This window comes from Arthrobacter sp. CAU 1506 (assembly GCF_005047635.1).
Taxonomy (GTDB): domain Bacteria; phylum Actinomycetota; class Actinomycetes; order Actinomycetales; family Micrococcaceae; genus Crystallibacter.
Window position 1 is genome coordinate 248280 of record NZ_SUKC01000001.1, and the last position, 16672, is coordinate 264951.

General features: G+C 65.7%; 15 protein-coding genes. 12 read left to right on the forward strand and 3 right to left on the reverse strand.

Features of this window, described 5'->3' with window-relative positions; all coding sequences use genetic code 11:
• Positions 1–22 precede the first annotated feature (22 nt).
• The 6 genes from E4J89_RS01100 to E4J89_RS01125 all read left to right on the forward strand — a co-directional run bounded on the left by E4J89_RS01100 (position 23) and on the right by E4J89_RS01125 (position 6533).
• Positions 23–1759 carry a phospho-sugar mutase gene (locus E4J89_RS01100; protein ID WP_136784548.1) on the forward strand — a complete coding sequence of 579 codons (1737 nt, stop codon included), beginning with the start codon at positions 23–25 and terminating at the stop codon, positions 1757–1759.
• Between the two features lie 39 nt (positions 1760–1798).
• Entirely contained in the window at positions 1799–2005 is a 207-nt protein-coding gene (locus tag E4J89_RS01105) for a hypothetical protein (protein WP_136784247.1), read from the forward strand.
• A gap of 114 nt (positions 2006–2119) precedes the next feature.
• A complete protein-coding gene (deoC, locus tag E4J89_RS01110) occupies positions 2120–2842 on the forward strand; it encodes a deoxyribose-phosphate aldolase (RefSeq protein WP_136784248.1) in 723 nt (240 codons plus the stop codon).
• 32 nt (positions 2843–2874) lie between these two features.
• The gene (locus E4J89_RS01115) at positions 2875–3102 is read left to right on the forward strand and encodes a hypothetical protein (RefSeq protein WP_136784249.1); all 228 of its coding nucleotides are present in this window, start codon (positions 2875–2877) and stop codon (positions 3100–3102) included.
• Between the two features lie 195 nt (positions 3103–3297).
• On the forward strand, positions 3298–4647 hold the full coding sequence (gene nhaA, locus E4J89_RS01120; protein ID WP_136784250.1) for a Na+/H+ antiporter NhaA: 1350 nt from the start codon (positions 3298–3300) through the stop codon (positions 4645–4647).
• A gap of 170 nt (positions 4648–4817) precedes the next feature.
• Positions 4818–6533, forward strand: a complete 1716-nt coding sequence (locus E4J89_RS01125) for a PAS domain-containing sensor histidine kinase (RefSeq protein WP_240691614.1) — start codon at positions 4818–4820, stop codon at positions 6531–6533.
• 38 nt (positions 6534–6571) lie between these two features.
• Here E4J89_RS01125 and E4J89_RS01130 read toward each other — a convergent pair whose 3' ends face one another.
• Positions 6572–8092 (reverse strand): M20/M25/M40 family metallo-hydrolase, encoded by a 1521-nt coding sequence (locus E4J89_RS01130; RefSeq protein WP_136784251.1) that lies wholly within the window; start codon positions 8090–8092, stop codon positions 6572–6574.
• Positions 8093–8303: 211 nt separating this feature from the next.
• Between E4J89_RS01130 and E4J89_RS01135 the strand changes: the two genes are divergently transcribed.
• The 4 genes from E4J89_RS01135 (at position 8304) to E4J89_RS01150 (ending at position 13356) form a co-directional block, all read left to right on the forward strand.
• Positions 8304–8753: a VanZ family protein gene (locus E4J89_RS01135; RefSeq protein ID WP_169303881.1), complete on the forward strand. Its 450-nt coding sequence runs from the start codon at positions 8304–8306 to the stop codon at positions 8751–8753.
• 41 nt (positions 8754–8794) lie between these two features.
• Positions 8795–10108, forward strand: a complete 1314-nt coding sequence (locus tag E4J89_RS01140; protein ID WP_136784253.1) for a UDP-glucose/GDP-mannose dehydrogenase family protein — start codon at positions 8795–8797, stop codon at positions 10106–10108.
• 186 nt (positions 10109–10294) lie between these two features.
• Complete coding sequence (locus E4J89_RS01145) at positions 10295–12325, forward strand: M1 family aminopeptidase (RefSeq protein ID WP_169303882.1); 2031 nt, start codon at positions 10295–10297, stop codon at positions 12323–12325.
• Between the two features lie 41 nt (positions 12326–12366).
• Entirely contained in the window at positions 12367–13356 is a 990-nt protein-coding gene (locus E4J89_RS01150; RefSeq protein ID WP_240691615.1) for an LCP family protein, read from the forward strand.
• Here the strand turns inward: E4J89_RS01150 and E4J89_RS01155 are convergent.
• Positions 13353–13619, reverse strand: a complete 267-nt coding sequence (locus E4J89_RS01155; RefSeq protein ID WP_136784256.1) for an SHOCT domain-containing protein — start codon at positions 13617–13619, stop codon at positions 13353–13355. The two genes, E4J89_RS01150 and E4J89_RS01155, sit on opposite strands and share 4 nt — an antisense overlap.
• Before the next feature lie 381 nt (positions 13620–14000).
• On the opposite strand from E4J89_RS01155, the gene E4J89_RS01160 reads away from it, so the two are divergent.
• Complete coding sequence (locus tag E4J89_RS01160; RefSeq protein WP_136784257.1) at positions 14001–14342, forward strand: hypothetical protein; 342 nt, start codon at positions 14001–14003, stop codon at positions 14340–14342.
• Positions 14343–14346: 4 nt separating this feature from the next.
• Here E4J89_RS01160 and E4J89_RS01165 read toward each other — a convergent pair whose 3' ends face one another.
• Positions 14347–14763: a MarR family transcriptional regulator gene (locus E4J89_RS01165; protein ID WP_205754361.1), complete on the reverse strand. Its 417-nt coding sequence runs from the start codon at positions 14761–14763 to the stop codon at positions 14347–14349.
• A 120-nt stretch (positions 14764–14883) separates the two neighbouring features.
• Between E4J89_RS01165 and E4J89_RS01170 the strand changes: the two genes are divergently transcribed.
• Positions 14884–16665: an ABC transporter ATP-binding protein gene (locus tag E4J89_RS01170; RefSeq protein ID WP_136784259.1), complete on the forward strand. Its 1782-nt coding sequence runs from the start codon at positions 14884–14886 to the stop codon at positions 16663–16665.
• The last annotated feature ends 7 nt before the right edge of the window (positions 16666–16672 follow it).

A 16672-nucleotide genomic window follows, 5' to 3' on the forward strand; every position in this document is an offset into this window, starting at 1 on the left:
GACCGCAACAACCGACGAGCTCATGGCCGCTGCCCTCGCCTGGCTGGAGGCGGACCCTGACCCGCAGACCCGGCAGGAACTGCAGGACTTGGTGGCCGCTGCGGGCGGCGATGGCCCGGATGCCGCTGATGCCCGGGCAGAACTGGCTGACAGGTTTTCCGGCCCCCTCGCTTTCGGTACGGCCGGACTCCGGGCTGCCCTGGGCGCCGGTCCGTTCCGGATGAACCGGGTGGTGGTTCGCCGGACCGCGGCCGGGCTGGCCCGGTTCCTGCTGGACACCGCCGACGGCGCGTACACCCCGCGCGCCGTGGTCGGCTTCGACGCGCGCCGGAATTCTGACGTTTTTGCCGCCGAATCCGCTGCCATCTTCACTGCCGCCGGGATCGAGACCTTCCTCATGCCCTCGGCCCTGCCGACGCCGGTGCTGGCGTACGCGGTCCGGGCGCTGGGCTGCGAAGCGGGCGTGATGGTCACCGCCAGCCACAACCCCGCCAACGACAACGGCTACAAGGTCTACCTGGGCGGACGCGCCGTGGACGAAGGCGGGCGCGGGGCTCAGATTGTGGCACCCTACGACGCCGAGATCGCCGCCCGGATCGACTACGGCCCGGCATTGGAATCGATCCGGCTGGCGGCAGAGGGCTGGACAGTCCTGCCTGACGCGATCGCCGATGACTACACCGCGGCCGTGACCGCCCTGGCCGATGCCCGGCTGTTCCCGCAGCGGGGACTGAAGATCGTGCTCACCCCCATGCACGGGGTGGGCGGGGCCACCATGCGGGCGGTCTTTGAGCAGGCTGGATTCACTGACGTCACCATGGTTGCCGTGCAGGCGGACCCCGATCCGGCTTTCCCCACCGTGGCCTTCCCCAACCCGGAGGAAGCCGGAGCCATCGATCTGGCCTTGGAAACCGCGGCGGACGTCGATGCCGATCTGGTCATCGCCAACGACCCCGATGCCGACCGTGCTGCCCTGGCGGCCAAAGATCCCGGGACCGGGGCTTGGCGGATGCTGCGCGGCGACGAGGTCGGTGCCCTGCTCGGCGCCCACATGGCGGCACGCTTCGCCGGTCAGGACCAGCTGGCCCCGGACAACGGTGCGCCCGGCCAAAGCCGCGTCTTCGCCAATTCCATCGTCTCGTCCCGCCTGCTGGGCAAGATCGCGGCGGATGCGGGCGTGGAACACGTCGAGACCCTCACCGGTTTCAAGTGGATCTCCCGCGTCCCGGGGCTGGTCTATGGCTATGAGGAGGCCCTGGGCTACTGCGTGGCACCGCATCTGGTCCGTGACAAGGACGGCATGTCCGCGGCCCTGCTGCTCGCGGAGCTGGCCGCCGACGTGCATGCCTCCGGCCGCACGGTCTTCGACCTGCTCGACGAGTTGGCCCTGCGCTACGGGCTGCACGCCACCGACCAGCTCAGCGTCCGGGTGGAAAACCTGGCCCTGATTCCGGCCATGATGGACCGGCTCCGCGAACAGCCGCCGTCGTCATTCGCCGGGTCCCCGGTGACGGCCCACACGGACTTATCCCTGGGCAGCGAAGCGCTGCCGCCCACCGACGGGATGCTGTTCCTCAGCCAGGACCAGACCCGTGTGATCATCCGGCCCAGCGGCACCGAGCCCAAGCTCAAGTGCTATCTGGAGGTCATCCGGCCGGTCGGATCGGCGGCGCAGCTGCCGGCCGTGCGCGCCGCGGCGGCAGACGCTCTGCAGGCGATCAAGGCGGAAATCCGCGCAGCCCTGGGACTGGCGGAATAGCACCTTTTGCGCTAGGCACGACTGTGGGACGATGCTGCAATGGCCATTGATGAGGACTATTCGCCAGCCGCGGGGGGCAGGCACCCGAGTCCCGACGACAAGCCGGAACACAGGGCGTCGGAAGAACACGGCCCGGCCGACGACGAGCGTGCCATCGCCCGCCGGCGGAAGGACGCCGAGGACAAGCTCGAGGAGCACCGGCGCGACGCCGAGCAGCACGGCCATCCGACCGGCGGCAGGCACTGACAGGTAGGCCCTGCGCCGCCTGCCCGGGCGGAGCTGTGCGCTGGGCTCCCCCGGCAGGTGTCGTCGATATGCAAGGATGGATGTTCCTGGACCCAGCAGATGAAAGGGATGGCCATGTCTGAAGACAGCACACCCGGATCCGCGCCGAGCGAGACCTATCACGACCCGACGTCGATCGCTTCGGTCATTGACCACACCCTGCTGAAGCCTGAAGCTTCCCGCGAGGACATCATCACCGTCTGCGAGGAGGCGGCTAAATACCGCTTCGCCGCAGTCTGCGTGAACCCCCTGTGGACTGCCCTGGTGCACAGCACGCTCAAGGGGTCCGGCGTCAAGACCTGCTCGGTGATCGGCTTCCCGTTCGGTGCCACGCCTACCGACGTGAAGGTTTATGAGGCCCGCGGCGCCAACCTCGACGGCGCCGACGAGATCGATATGGTGATCGACATTGCCGCCGCCCGCGCGAATGACCGTGACGCGGTCTTGGCGGACATAGCAGCGGTGGCGGATGCCGTCCACGCCGGCGGCGCCATCCTCAAGGTCATTCTGGAAACCCATCTGCTCTCCGACGAGCAAAAACGGATGGTCTGCGAAGCGGCGGCCGAGGCCGGCGCGGACTTCGTCAAGACCTCCACCGGATTCAGCGGCGGGGGCGCGACCGTCGAAGATATTGCGCTGATGCGTGATGCCGTGGGTCCGCACCTGGGTGTCAAGGCTTCCGGCGGCGTGCGTTCCATCGATGACGCGCGCGCCATGCTCCGGGCCGGCGCAACACGAATTGGCGCCAGCTCATCAGTGGCTATTGTTAAGGGTGAGCAAGCCGCCGGCGGCTACTGATGCCGCATCGCACTATTGAGGAGAAACACCCCATGGCCCATCCCAAGCAGCGCACCCATTCGGGCGAGGGACATTTGGTCAGCAACATCATCACGTTCGTGATCATCATGCTGATCTTCTTCGGCTCCCTGTACGCCTTCAGCCTGGAATCGGTCATCGGCCCCATCCCGGCGTTCGCCATCGGACTGGGCCTGTTCACGCTGGCCTTCTTCATTCCCAAGCAAATCATCGGGCGCTCCGACACCTACCACGACGCCTGAGCCAACGCTGAAGGCTTCCCGGGCGCGCAGCCAAGGGCACGGCAGGATCTGCCCCCTTGGCTGCGCGCCCGGCGCCTTTAAGCACGACGGCGCCGGTGCGTGCCGGGCGTGTAAACTGGCATACGGTGTGACGGGAAGTCTGGTCGTCGGGTAATCGACCGAGCCCTCAGGGCGACCAACCGTCAGGAGCCATGCATGGCAACTCCCCCACCTTCCGGCCAGAAAACCATCCTGGGCCGCGGCAGCTATCCCGAGTTCCTCCGGATCAGCGAACTGCTGCGCAAGGAAACGGTGGGCGGGATCCTGCTGCTGATCGCAACCGTCGCGGCACTCATCTGGGCCAACTCGCCCGCAGCCGACAGCTATTTCGCCATCCGCGACTTCCAGGTCGGCATCGAACCCCTTCACCTAAACCTCAGCATCGGCCACTGGGCCTCTGACGGCTTGCTGGCGATCTTCTTCTTCCTGACCGGTTTGGAACTCAAGCGTGAGTTCGTGGCCGGCGACCTCCGTTCCCCGGCCCGGGCCATCGTCCCCATTGCCGCGGCCTTCGGCGGTGTCGCGGTGCCGGCCCTGATCTTCGTGATCGTGAACCTGAGCGCCGGTCCTGAAGCGCTGCGCGGCTGGGCCATTCCGACGGCGACGGACATTGCCTTCGCCGTCGCTGTCCTTGCCGTGATCAGTTCGCACCTGCCCAGTGCGCTCAGGATCTTCATCCTGACCCTGGCCGTGATGGACGACCTGATCGCGATCGCCATCATCGCGTTCTTCTACTCCTCCGACGTCCAGGTGCCGTACCTGCTGTGGATGTTGCTGCCGCTGGGTGCCTTCGCGTTCCTGACCCACAGATTCCCCAAGTTCTTTGCCCAACGCCATCTGGCGGCCTGGGTGATCCTGCTTCCGCTCGGCATTGTCACCTGGGCGCTGATGCACTCCTCCGGCGTGCACGCAACTGTTGCCGGTGTACTGCTCGGCTTCATGGTCCCGGTGCTGCGCAGCAAGAAGCACGGCGGCCCGGACGCCGGCCCCGGGCTGGCAGAACAACTGGAACACCGCTTCCGGCCGCTCTCCACCGGGTTCGCGGTGCCGGTATTCGCATTCTTCGCCGCCGGTGTGGCCCTCGGAGGCTGGGAGGGCATCAGCCGCACCTTCACCGATTCGGTGGCTATCGGCATCGTCGCAGCACTGGTGATCGGCAAGCCGCTGGGCATCATGCTCACCACCTGGGTGCTGACAAAGTCCACCAAGGCCAGCCTGGATCCGTCACTGAAGTGGATCGATGTGCTCGGCGTGGCGGTGCTGGCCGGGGTGGGCTTCACCGTTTCGCTGCTGGTCAATGACCTGAGCTTCACGCTCGGCACCGAACACCACGACCACGCGAAGGTGGCCGTGTTGGCCGGTTCCCTGGCCTCGGCAGTGCTGGCTGCGGTCCTGCTGCGTGCCCGCAACCGGCATTACCGCCAGGTTGAGGAGTTGGAGACCGCCGATGCCGACCAGGACGGCATCCCGGACGTCTATCAGCAGGGCCGGGGCGCAACCGGCTGACTCCTGGTTGCCTCCGGCCCGCTGCGGCGCTGCCGTTGCGACCCGCGTCACACAGCGTACGGTTCCGCTATCTGCAGCCAGGCCCGTGCCATACTGAACCAGTTATGGCCAGCCCGTGCCCCGCAGAGTAGCCGGCAGGTGGGCTGCCCGGAGAAGGGGGATCTTCGAGCGTGTCTGCCGCACCAAGCCCGCTGGTGTCATTGCTGATCGGCCGCCAGCAGTTCCATGAGCTATCCCTCCGTGCACGGGTCGTCCTGAGCCATCTGCCGCTGTGCGTGTCTGTGGCGCTCACGGCTTTGCTCGCTGCGGTGTTCTTCTCGGAACTGTTGTCCAACCCGCACTTCATCGCAGGTTTGGCCGGCGTCGGCGTCTTGTTGATCCTCAGCGCCGTGGTGCCTTGGGATCGGCTGCCCTACCCCTCCTACTGGGTGATCCCGCTGCTGGATTTCGTTGCCATCGGATTCCTCCGCCAGGGCGGCGGGTCGGAGCTTTCCGGGATCAGCCTGCTGGCCGTCTTCCCGGTTTTCTGGATGGCATGGTCCGAAATCGCGCCCGCTGCTGCGCGCCTCATCAGTTTTGTTGCCCCGCTGCTGATCATCTGGATCCCGGTGTTCACCGGACCGGAGCCGGTAACGGCTGAAGCTCTGGTCGGCCCGGCCCTGGTCCCGATTGTGACCTTGACGGTGTCCGTCACCGCCTCCGTTTTCGCCTTGAGCTCGACGGCGCAGCAACTGACCCTGGCGCGCAAAGACCGCGAACTGCGCGCCTTGCTGGAAGAGAGCAAGGTCCACGTGCGCCGGCTGGATACCGTCTTGAACGCCGTCGCCGTGGGCGTCCTCGTCACCGACGCCAACGGGCGCGACATTCTGAGCAACGTGCAACAACAGCGGGACCGCTCGGTGGCCATGCCGCAGGGAATCGAGAATCCGGACGAGGCCGACCTGCTGGTCTTCGAAGCCGACCGGAAAACGCCCTTCGCCCTTGAGGACCGGCCCATCCGCCGGGCCGTGCGCGGGGAGACCTTTTCGGACGTTTTGGTCTGGATCGGCGCCGGCGAGAACCAACGCGCCATGTTGTGCACGGCCCGCCCCATGCAGGACGACACCGGCCGGTTCGACGGAACCGTCATGGCCTTCAGCGACGTCACCGACCTGGTCAACGCGCTCACGGTCAAGGAAGAGTTCGTCTCCAGCGTCACCCACGAGCTTCGCACACCGCTGACCTCCATCATGGGCTATCTGGATCTTGCGCTCGAGGACGCCGACCAGCTGCCGGAACACGTCATCCATTCCCTCACCATCGCGATGCGCAATTCCGAGCGCCTGCTCCAACTTGTGGAAGATCTGCTCTTCACGGCGGCTGGCACCCTGAGCATTGAACCGCGCAGCACCGCACTGGCAGAAATCGTGGCCGGCAGCGTCGCCTCGGCGCTGCCCAGGGCAGAACATGCCGGCGTGGAATTGGTGATCGATGCCGCCGAACCGGTCGTAGCCGACGTCGATCCCACCAGGATCGGACAAGTTCTGGACAACTTGCTCTCCAACGCCATCAAATACTCGCCCGGTGGCGGCCGGGTCACCGTGCGGGCGCTGGAATCCGACGGCGCAGCCGTGCTGGAGGTCAGCGACACGGGAATGGGCATGTCGGAAGCCGACCAGGCTGAAGTCTTCACCAAGTTTTTCCGGACCAGTTCTGTCCGGCAAGCTGCGATCCCCGGCCTGGGGCTGGGGTTGGCCATCAGCAAGTCGATTGCCGAGGCACACGGCGGCACGCTGACCTTTAGCAGCGTGCTCGGATCCGGCACCACGTTCCGGGTCGCCATCCCGCTGCGCGACGAAAAGGGAGGCCGCCCGAAGACGGCCTCCCTGAGCCAGCTGCCGGCGTAAACCGGTGATGCCGACAGCTGGCCGGATGTTGCCTGGCTCTAACGAATGGCTTGGTGGCCCTTGAACATCATCTTGCTGGTATCGGTTCCCTTGCCCTTGCCCTTGGCGGTGCCGTTCACCGCCGAGGTGGTCTCCGCGAACGTCAGCGTGCTGTGCGCGATCGCGTCGGCCATTTGTTCGAGAACCACGGGGTCCACGTTGGCGATGGTATCGCAGGCCTGGTGGTAGCAGGGATCGTAGGCCTCACCCGCCGTACCTCCGTAGATGGCTGCTTGCTCCTCGGTCTTGATCTCCTCGGCACCGGTGAACAAACCACCGGCCGGGATACCGTTGTTGATGAACGCGAAGTAGTCCGAGCGGCCATCGAACGCCGTCGGCTCCGTGGCCAGCCCCTGCGAGGCGAAATAGTCTTCGAAGATGTGCTCGATGTTCGCCGACCCATTCGGTCCGGTCAGCCCGAACGCATCGCCGTCGCCGTCATAGACAAAGCGGACGGCGTTCGGCGAACCAACCATGTCGAAGTTCAGGTTCAGCGCATGGTTTTTGATGTCCTTCTGCGTCAACTGCGAAACGTAGTACTCGGATCCGAGCAAGCCGTCTTCTTCACCGCCCCAGAAGGCGAACCGCACCCGGTTGCGCGGTTCGTCTCCGCTGGCTGCGATCTGCAGCGCAGTTTCCAGAATCGCCGCGCTGCCCGAACCATTGTCGTTGATGCCCGGACCCTCCGAGACCGAATCCAGGTGGGCGCCGACCACCACGGTGCGGTCCGCACGTCCAGCTGAGTCGGCCAGAATGTTGAACGTCTCGGTCTGGACGATTTCAGCGTCCACCGCGATCCGCACTTCGAGGCCGGCCGTGCCGGCCAGTTCAGCACCCAGATCGAAGCTGGTGGTCACCGCAGGGATGGCCTGCGGCGTGCCCAGCGTACCGCCGAACAGTTCAAGCCGGTCCGGCGTACCGCCGTTACCTTGGTTGAAGATCACTACCGCCACGGCTCCTGCCGCCGCGGCATTCGCCACCTTTACCGCGAAGTCGCAGCTACCCCGCTGGATCAACGCGATGTTTCCTGCCGGGAAGCCGGCAAAGTCGGTGGTCTCGCAGCCGCTGGTGGACGCCCTGTCCCCTGCCAGATTGATGTCCACCGCGCTCACCGGTGCCGTCACGTCGCCGGAGCCGGAGTAATCCATGCCCAGGAAGTCCTCTGACATTGTGTAGACGGTCGGCGTCGGCGCCACCTGCTCGAAGTCCGCGCTGTTGAGCACGAAGCGTTCATAGGAGAACGTCTGCCGAACCGGGGTGTAGCCGGCGGCCGTCAACTGAGCTTCGATGTACTGGGCCGATGCCTCGTAGCCGGGGGTGCCCGCGGCGCGGTTGCCGCCATTGGCATCGGCCACGTCCTGCAGAGCCTGTAGATGGCTAAAGATGTTCTCGGCGGTGACAGCGTCCCGGAGGGCGCTGGTATCCGTTCCGTTGTCGGCCTGGGCCGGCAGCCCGATCCCGAGGGCCAAAGCGGTAGCGGCGGTGATGGCCGCTCCGCGCCTGAAACGGTGAGTTTTCATGCTGGTTCCTCCATAGGGTGCGATGATGGATCCCGCTATCCCCGTAGCAGGATCCTGCCCGGAAGCTACCCGATCTGAAGCAATTGCAAAAGAGTTGGCAATGGTTTGGGTGCTGAAACCAACAAAAATAGACCAAAATGCCCTCACCGGTAGCATGATGGCCTGCTGCCTGACCTGTTTCAGCCCGGTCGGCCTGAGGGGAAGGACGCCCATGCGGTTTGGCACACCTGCGGCACGCGCCCGCGCCCTCACGGCTGCGATGCTGGCCGTCTACGTCTTCGGTGTCGCCCTCGTCGTGTTGTGGCCCACGCCGGTGGACGCGGCCGCTCAGGGCTTCATCCAGGAGGTCCTGTCGGCGCTGCACCGCGCGGGGCTGCCCGACTGGCTCGACTACAACCTGGTGGAGTCCGGCGCCAACGTTGTGATGTTCGTCCCGCTTGGTTTCCTGGCTGCCCTGCTGCTGCCCTCCGGATTACGCTGGCTCACGCCGGCCGGAGCGATGGTGTTCTCCGCCGCGATCGAATGGTGCCAGCAGTCGTTCCTGCCGGACCGGTATGCATCCCTTCAGGATGTTTGGGTGAACACACTGGGGGCCGCGCTGGGCACGGTGCTGGCGTATGCCTGGTTGGAGCGGCGCAACCGGCGCCCGGTAACACGATAAAGTCGAACTAGTCTCTCTCACCGCACGGACAAAGGACCAGTATGCGTATTTCCGTCATCGGGTGCGGCTACCTCGGTGCCGTTCACGCGGCCGCCATGGCCAAACTCGGGCACGACGTGATCGGGATCGACGTGGATGCGCGCAGAATCAGCGAGTTGCAGGCGGGACGGGCACCGTTTTTTGAGCCTGGGCTGCCGGAGTTGCTGACGGATGCGCAGCAAACCGGCCGTCTTGCCTTCAGCACGGACATGGCAGCGGCCGCGGGTGCCGCCGTGCACTTCGTCTGCGTGGGCACGCCCCAGCGCAAAGGCGAGAACGCCGCAGACCTCCGCTACGTCGACGCCGCCTTCACGTCGCTGGCTGAACACTTGAATCCCGGCGACGTGGTCGTCGGCAAGTCCACCGTGCCGGTGGGCACCGCCGCCCGGCTGGCTGATGAAGTCCAGGAGATCTCTCCGGAGGCTGTCCTTGCGTGGAACCCGGAGTTCCTACGGGAGGGCCACGCTGTGAAAGATACGTTGACGCCCGACCGGTTCGTCTACGGCGTTCCCTCCGGCCCCGCCGGCGAAGCGGCCACCAAAGCCCTGGACGAGGTCTATGCTGTGCCGCTGTCGCAGGGGACGCCCCGACTGGTGGTGGACTACGCCACGGCCGAACTGGTCAAGACGGCCGCGAACTCCTTTCTGGCCACCAAAATCTCCTTCATCAATGCCATGGCGGAGGTGTGCGACGCTGCCGGCGCCGACGTCACGGCACTCGCCGACGCGATCGGCATGGATGAGCGCATCGGCCGCAAGTTCCTCAACGCGGGGGTCGGCTTTGGCGGCGGCTGCCTGCCTAAGGACATTCGGGCGTTCATGGCCCGGGCCGGCGAGCTCGGGGCGGATCAAGCCCTGACATTCCTGCGGGAGGTCGACGCCATCAACATGCGGCGCCGCAGCCGGGTTGTCGAACTGACCCGCGAGCTGGCCGGAGGATCACTGATCGGCAAGCGCATCACTGTGCTGGGAGCCGCGTTCAAGCCCGAGTCCGACGACGTCAGGGACTCTCCGGCATTGTCCGTTGCCGCCCAACTGCAGTTGCAGGGCGCCACCGTCACGGTCACCGACCCCGAGGCCCTGGCGAATGCCAAGCAGCGTTTCCCGGAGCTCAGCTACGAACCCGATACGAAGACCGCGATTGACCGTGCCCATGTCCTGGTGCTCTTGACCGAGTGGAAGGAATACCGCGAGCTGGATCCGGCCGCGGTGGCGAACCAAGTGACCGAGAAAAAGATCCTGGACGGGCGCAACGTGCTGGACCCCGTGGCCTGGCGTGAAGCCGGCTGGACGTTCAAGGGCATCGGACGCCCGTAGCGTTTTTCCAAGTTCCGCCATCCACAATGGGCCCGTACAGCCAAGCTGTACGGGCCCATCGCGCATCCGTTGACAGGGCCCGCAAACAGGAGCATGTTAGGTGGATGGCCAGCGCCAATGCCGCCGACCCTAGCTGATTGCGGGTCCGGCCCGGATGCGCTGGCCGAATGGGGGGACGAAGTAGAGATGACTCGGCGCAGTAGGGTTCTTGCCGCGGGTGCTGCCCTCGGTCTCGCCTGCCTGCTGCTCCCGGCTGCTCCGGCTGCGGCAGCCCCCGATCCGGGCCAGCCCTATTTTGAACCCGGCGCTGCCAGCATCGGCGATCCCTACTTCCCGGACGCGGGCAATACGGGCTACAACGCCAGCCACTATCAGCTGGATCTGCTGTATGACCCGCCGACAGACCAACTCGGCGCCCACGCCACGATAACGGCGCGCGCCACCCAGGACCTGGCCAGCTTCAGCTTGGATCTGGACGGGCTGATGGTCCATTCAGTCAGCGTTGACGGGCTGGAAGCACGCTTCGAGCACAAAGGCACCAAGCTCAGCGTCACACCTGCCCGCGGCGTACCGGACGGACGGACTTTCACCACGGTGGTGGAGTATTCCGGTGTCCCCCAAACGCTTGCCTTGCCCGGTCCTGCGGGATTCATCCACACCAATGACGGAGCCATTGTCACGGGCCATCCGAGGAGCGCGCCGAGCTGGTTTCCGGTCAACAACTACCCCGGTGACCGTGCCAGCTACGAGTTCAACATCTCGGTCCCGGACGGATGGCAGGCCGTAGCCAACGGGCTGCCGCACGGGACCAGTCGCACCCCGGGCCGCACTGTCTACCAGTGGGAGGCCCAGGAGCCGCTTTCGCCGCATCTGGCGACCATCGCCGTCGGGCATTTCGCCCTGGACGAGTATGCCAAGGGCGGCATCACGTACGTCGACGCGATGGACCCGGCGCTCAAGAAGACGGTCATTCCGCGCAACGGCGACGGCTTGGCCTGGTCGCAAACCGACGACGCCAGTTACAAGCGCCTCAGCCAAACGATCAGCGTGCCCGACGACGGCGCGGAGTTCTCCTTTTGGATGCTCCGCGACACCGAACCCGGCTGGGACTACGCCTTCGTCGAGGCGCGTACGCCGGGCGAGGACAACTGGACCACGTTGAAGGACACCACCGGAATCGCGCAGGACAGCACCGGAAATTCGTGCCCGGCGTGGCATCAGGTCCATCCATTCCTGAAGCATTACCAAAGCGACGACGACGGTACCTGTTCCGCGAAGGGGTCCACCGGACAGTGGTGGGCGGCCACCGGTACCAGCGACGGCTGGGAGCGCTGGGAGTTCGATCTGGCGGACTTCGCCGGGGAGGATGTGGAGCTTTCCATCACCTATGCCAGCGACATCACCGGACAGAACGACGGCGTCTTTGTCGAGGACATACAGTTGTCCGGCGGCAACGGCTCAACCTCCTTCGACAGCGACGGCGACCGCTGGGACGGTTGGAGCCCGAAAGGGGCGCCCAAGGGAAGCCCCGGCAACGACAACGAATGGACGGCCGGGAGCAGCACGCCGCCGTCGCAGGGGTACAAGATCCAGCAGTCGCTGGACAAGCAGCCGAAGATGATCGAGTTCCTCTCCTCAGTGTTCGGCAAGTATCCGCTGGCCAGTGCCGGAGGCATCGTCGACAACGTCGAGGACCTCGGTTTCGCCCTGGAGACCCAGGCCAGGCCGGTCTACCCGATGGATTACTTCTACAGCGAGGCCAGCGGCGACTCCTTCGTTGTCCGGCAACTCGCGCTGCAGTGGCTCGGCAGCCAGGTGCCGATCGACCGGTGGAAGGACAGTTGGCTCAACCAGGGTCTGGGGACCTACGCGCAATGGCTCTGGGCGGAAGACCAGGATCCCGGAAGCGCCCAGGACAGTTTCGATTTCTATGCAGACATCGATGCCGCCGACCCGTTCTGGAAGTTCAGGTTGTCCGACCCGGGACCGGACAACCTGTACTCCACCAGCCTGCAGACCCGCTCGGCCATGGCCTTGCACGCGGTGCGGACCGAGGTAGGCAACAAGAACTTCTCCAAGATCCTTCGTCAGTGGGTCAGGGACGGTTCAGGCTCGCCCAAGGATTTCCGGAAGCTGGCCGAGACGGTTTCGGGGAAGGACCTGTCCGGCGTGTTCAAGGCCTTCGTGTCAACGGCGGGCAAACCAGGAATTCTCTGACGGAGTTGGACCGGCGAGGGGGCCGTATGTGGAGACGACGCTTGGCCGCAGTCCTGTTGGCCGTGGTCTTGGTGGTGGCGGCCGGGGGCGCTGCCGCGGTGACCTATCTGGCGCAGCTCTCGGACGCCTTCGATTCACAGGCCGTGCGCATCCCCCAAGCCTTCCCGGAGGCCTCTCTGCGGCCAGCTGCCGCGGAGCCCCGGCCCGACTCGCGGTCCCCGATCAATATTCTGCTGCTCGGAACGGACACGGTGGCAGCCGATGGGGACCCGCTCGTCGCCGGCTCCCAGGGCAGTAGGACAGACGCCATGATGCTGCTCCATCTGCCGGCCGACCGGCAACAGTTGCACGTCATGTCCATCATGCGTGATCTGTGGACCAACATCCCCGGCTATGGCGAAGCGAAAATCAATGCCGCCTACGCCCATGGCGGAGCGCCGCTGACCGTCCGCGTCGTGGAAGAGATGTTCGGCACCCGGATAGACCACGTAGCTGTGATGGATTTTGAGGGGTTCGGCTCACTGACGGAGTCCCTGGGCGGGGTTGAGATCACCGTGGACCAGGCCTTTGACTCAAGCCACTTGCCCGGCCGGCGCTTCAATGCAGGGCCACAGCTGATGAACGGCCAGGAGGCGCTGGCTTTTGTGCGCGAACGCTATGCCTACTCGGACGGAGACTATCAACGGGTGCGCAACCAGCAGGAATTTATCCGCGCCGCGCTGGCGAAGTTCCTGACCATGGAGACCTTGACCAACCCTGGCCGGATCAGCGACGTGGTCTCCAAGACCGCTCCCTACGTGGCCGTGGACGAAGGGCTGAATGCTGCAGGCGTCGCAGGTCTTGCCCTGGAACTCCGCGACCTGCGGGCAGACGACATCAAGATGTTCACTCTTCCCACGGCAGGCATCGGTACGTCCGACGACGGGCAGTCGATTGTGCTGCGCGACGAAGCAGCCATTGCGGCCGTCGGCCGGGCGCTGCGCGGAGACACCCTGGACCAATATCTGCGGGCGCTGCCTGCGGGCGGCTAACGGTCCTCGCCCAAGACCCGCAGGCCCTCGCGGTATGCGTCAGCGGTCAGCTCGCCCCGGGCAAAGCGCTGGTCCAGAATCTGCCGTGCGGTGCTGCGTCCGTGCGGTCGGTCCATCCTGCCGGCTGCAGAAGCCACCGCAACAGCATCCTCCACGGTGCTTGGGCGCAGCCCCATAAACGCCCTGACCACGAGGATGGCCAGCATTGCCACGATGGCCACTAGCAGGAGGCCGAACAGCCACACCAAGCCCAGATCTACCATGATGAAGCACCCCTTCGATCACGACGGAACGATGGCCTTTTAGTCCGTTCCCTTAGCGTCAGGATACGCGCCGGTCCCGGGAACAAACAGGGCGAATCCATCACAAGAAGATTCCATCCGGCCTGTTTGCTCCGCACGCATGATTTTCCCCGGGCTCCGCCCCGGCGCCGCCCCCGGGGTGGAGCCGAGGCCGACCGCCGCCCATCGAACAGCCGATGGCCGTAAATGATGCGGCATTGAGATGTTACGCACGCCCGGCTTCCCGGGATTCGGCCCTTGCCAGACATAGGATGGCTGTAGGCACCATCCCGTGTAGATCACCGGGCCACTGTGCTGTCCAACCTTCCCTGACCTCCGGTTGCCCGGTTGAAAGTCGAGTTGATGAGTCCCACTCCCGACGGCACGCCGTTCCCGCGCCGCCGCGACGTCCGCACCGGCGCCGCTGAACCAGCCCCGCCCACCGGGATGATCCCGGTGGTGCCGCTGGTCTCCGCCCCCTCCGGAACTCCCCTGCCTGCCCGGCGCGAACTGCGCACCGGCCTCATCCAGGTGGTTCCGCCGGCCTCCGGCCAAGCCGATGGCACGACCCGGTACGTTCGTACCGATGCCCAGCCCGCGCCAGCAGCCAAGCGGGGGAAGGGTCGCGGCACCGCTTGGGCCGTGGCTACCGCCGTCGTCCTTGCCGCTGCGGCAGCCGTTCTCTGGTTCCTGTTCGTCCGCTAGCGTTTTAGCCTTCGGCCGCTGTCAGCTTGCCCAAGAGCGCCGAGAGTTCTGAGCGCTCCGCTGCGGACAGCGCGGCAAAGTATTCTTCCGCATGTTTCACTTGGACTTTTCGGATGGTTCGCCCGATGTCCTGCCCTGCCTCTGTGAGGACAACCACCGTGGCGCGCCGGTCGGTCGGATCGGGCTCGCGGACGCACCAACCGCGCTCCTGTAAGCCATCGACGATTTCGGTGGCCGATCGCGGTGCTATCCGGAGCCGCTCGGAGAGTTCGCCCAGGCGCAACGAGCCGTGATGGCGGAGCATACGAAGCGCGCGCGCTTGCGACGGCGCCACCCCTAGCGGGTCCATCCCCTGCCGGGTGGCTTTCCTCAGTTGGCGCGACACGGCCCAGAACGCGTCGAGTAGATTGTCATCAGCCACGGGAATAGGCTATCAAGTTTCCCTGTTGTAGCCTCATAGTGAGGTAACCTCAGCAATCCGGGCAGTTGTCTCTCAACCGCACCATCATGAAACGAGGTGGTTCCGACGGAAACATTCGGAATGAACCCCGGCCGCGGTCCCGTGAAGGAACCGACGGCTGCAGAAAAAGAACAAGCACGGCACGTTCCGCTCAAGCGGATCGTGGCCCTCTTCCGTCCCTACCGGGGACAGCTGGCCCTGGTCACGGCCATCATCGTTGCTTCCTCGGCCGCCGCCATGGCCTCGCCGTTCCTGCTGCGCGCCGTCATCGACACGGCCCTGCCCCAACAGCAACTGCCGCTGCTGGCCCTGCTGACCGCAGGTATGCTGGCCGTCGCGGCCGTCACCGCCCTGTTCGGCGTCCTGCAGACCTGGATTGCCACCAAAGTGGGCCAGCACGTGATGCACAGCCTGCGGACGGATGTCTTCTCCCACTTGCAGCGCCAGTCTGTTGGCTTCTTCACCCGGACCCGCAGCGGGGAAATCCAATCCCGCATCACCCAAGACATCGGGGGCATGCAGTCCGTCGTGACGTCCACCGCCACTGGCATCGCGACCAACCTGACCACCGTCGTCGCCACCGCCGTCGCCATGGCGGCACTGTCTTGGCAACTGTCGCTGATCTCGCTGCTGGTGATGCCCCCGGCAGTGGTGCTGACCCGCAGGGTGGCCAAGGTTCGGCGGGCCCTTACCGCCCGCCGCCAGCGGGAACTGGCAGACATGAACGTGACCATCGAAGAGTCACTCTCGGTCAGCGGCATCCAGCTGAGCAAGACCCTGGGCACCGGGGCCGACCTCGCCGCCCGGTTCTCGGCGTCATCCGAGCGGTTGACCGATCTGGAACTGCGTTCGGAATTGGCCGGACGCTGGCGGATGGCCACGATGAGCATCATCTTCGCCGCGGTACCGGCCGTCATCTACTTCGCCGCCGGCCTGCCCGGGGCGGCAGGGAACATCAGCATCGGCACCGTGGTGGCGTTCAGCGCGCTGCAAGGCGGGTTGTTCCGACCGCTGCTGGGACTGCTGAACGTCACGATCACCGTCACCAGTTCGCTGGCGCTCTTCGCCCGGATTTTCGAGTATCTCGACCTGCCGGTGGAGATCACCGAACCGGCCTCGCCAGCTGCGGTTGTGCCTTCACAGGTAGCCGGACACGTCCGCTTCGAGGACGTCAGCTTCAGCTACCCGGACAGCGAAACACCGGCCCTCCGGCAGGTGAACCTGGCTGTCCCTGCCGGTTCCACCTTGGCCCTGGTGGGACCGACCGGTTCGGGAAAGAGCAGCTTGGCCGCCCTGGTGGCCCGCCTGCATGATCCGACGGCGGGGCGCATCACCATCGACGGCGTGGACCTGAAGTCCATGCGGTTGGCCGATCTGGCGCGCATCGTCGGAGTGGTCAGCCAGGACACCTACCTGCTGCACACTACGGTGCGTGAAAACCTGCGCTACGCCAAGCCGGATGCCAGTGATGTCGACATCGAGCAGGCCGCCCGGGACGCCCAGATCCACGACCATATCGTGGCGCTGCCGGACGGTTATGACACCGTCGTCGGTTCACGCGGGCACCGGTTCTCCGGTGGCGAAAAGCAACGCATTGCCATTGCCCGCACGCTGTTGCGCAACCCGCCGGTGCTGGTGCTGGACGAAGCGACCAGCGCATTGGACACGCAGACTGAGCACGCCGTGCAGCAGGCGTTCGACCGGCTGGCTGCCGGCCGGACCATGATCACCATCGCCCACCGGCTCTCAACCGTGCGCAACGCGGACCAGATCGCTGTCCTCGAGGCGGGGCGCATCGTGGAACGCGGCACCCACGAAACACTGCTCGACGCCGACGGCCGCTATGCGGCCTTGGCTGCCTAGCAAGCGG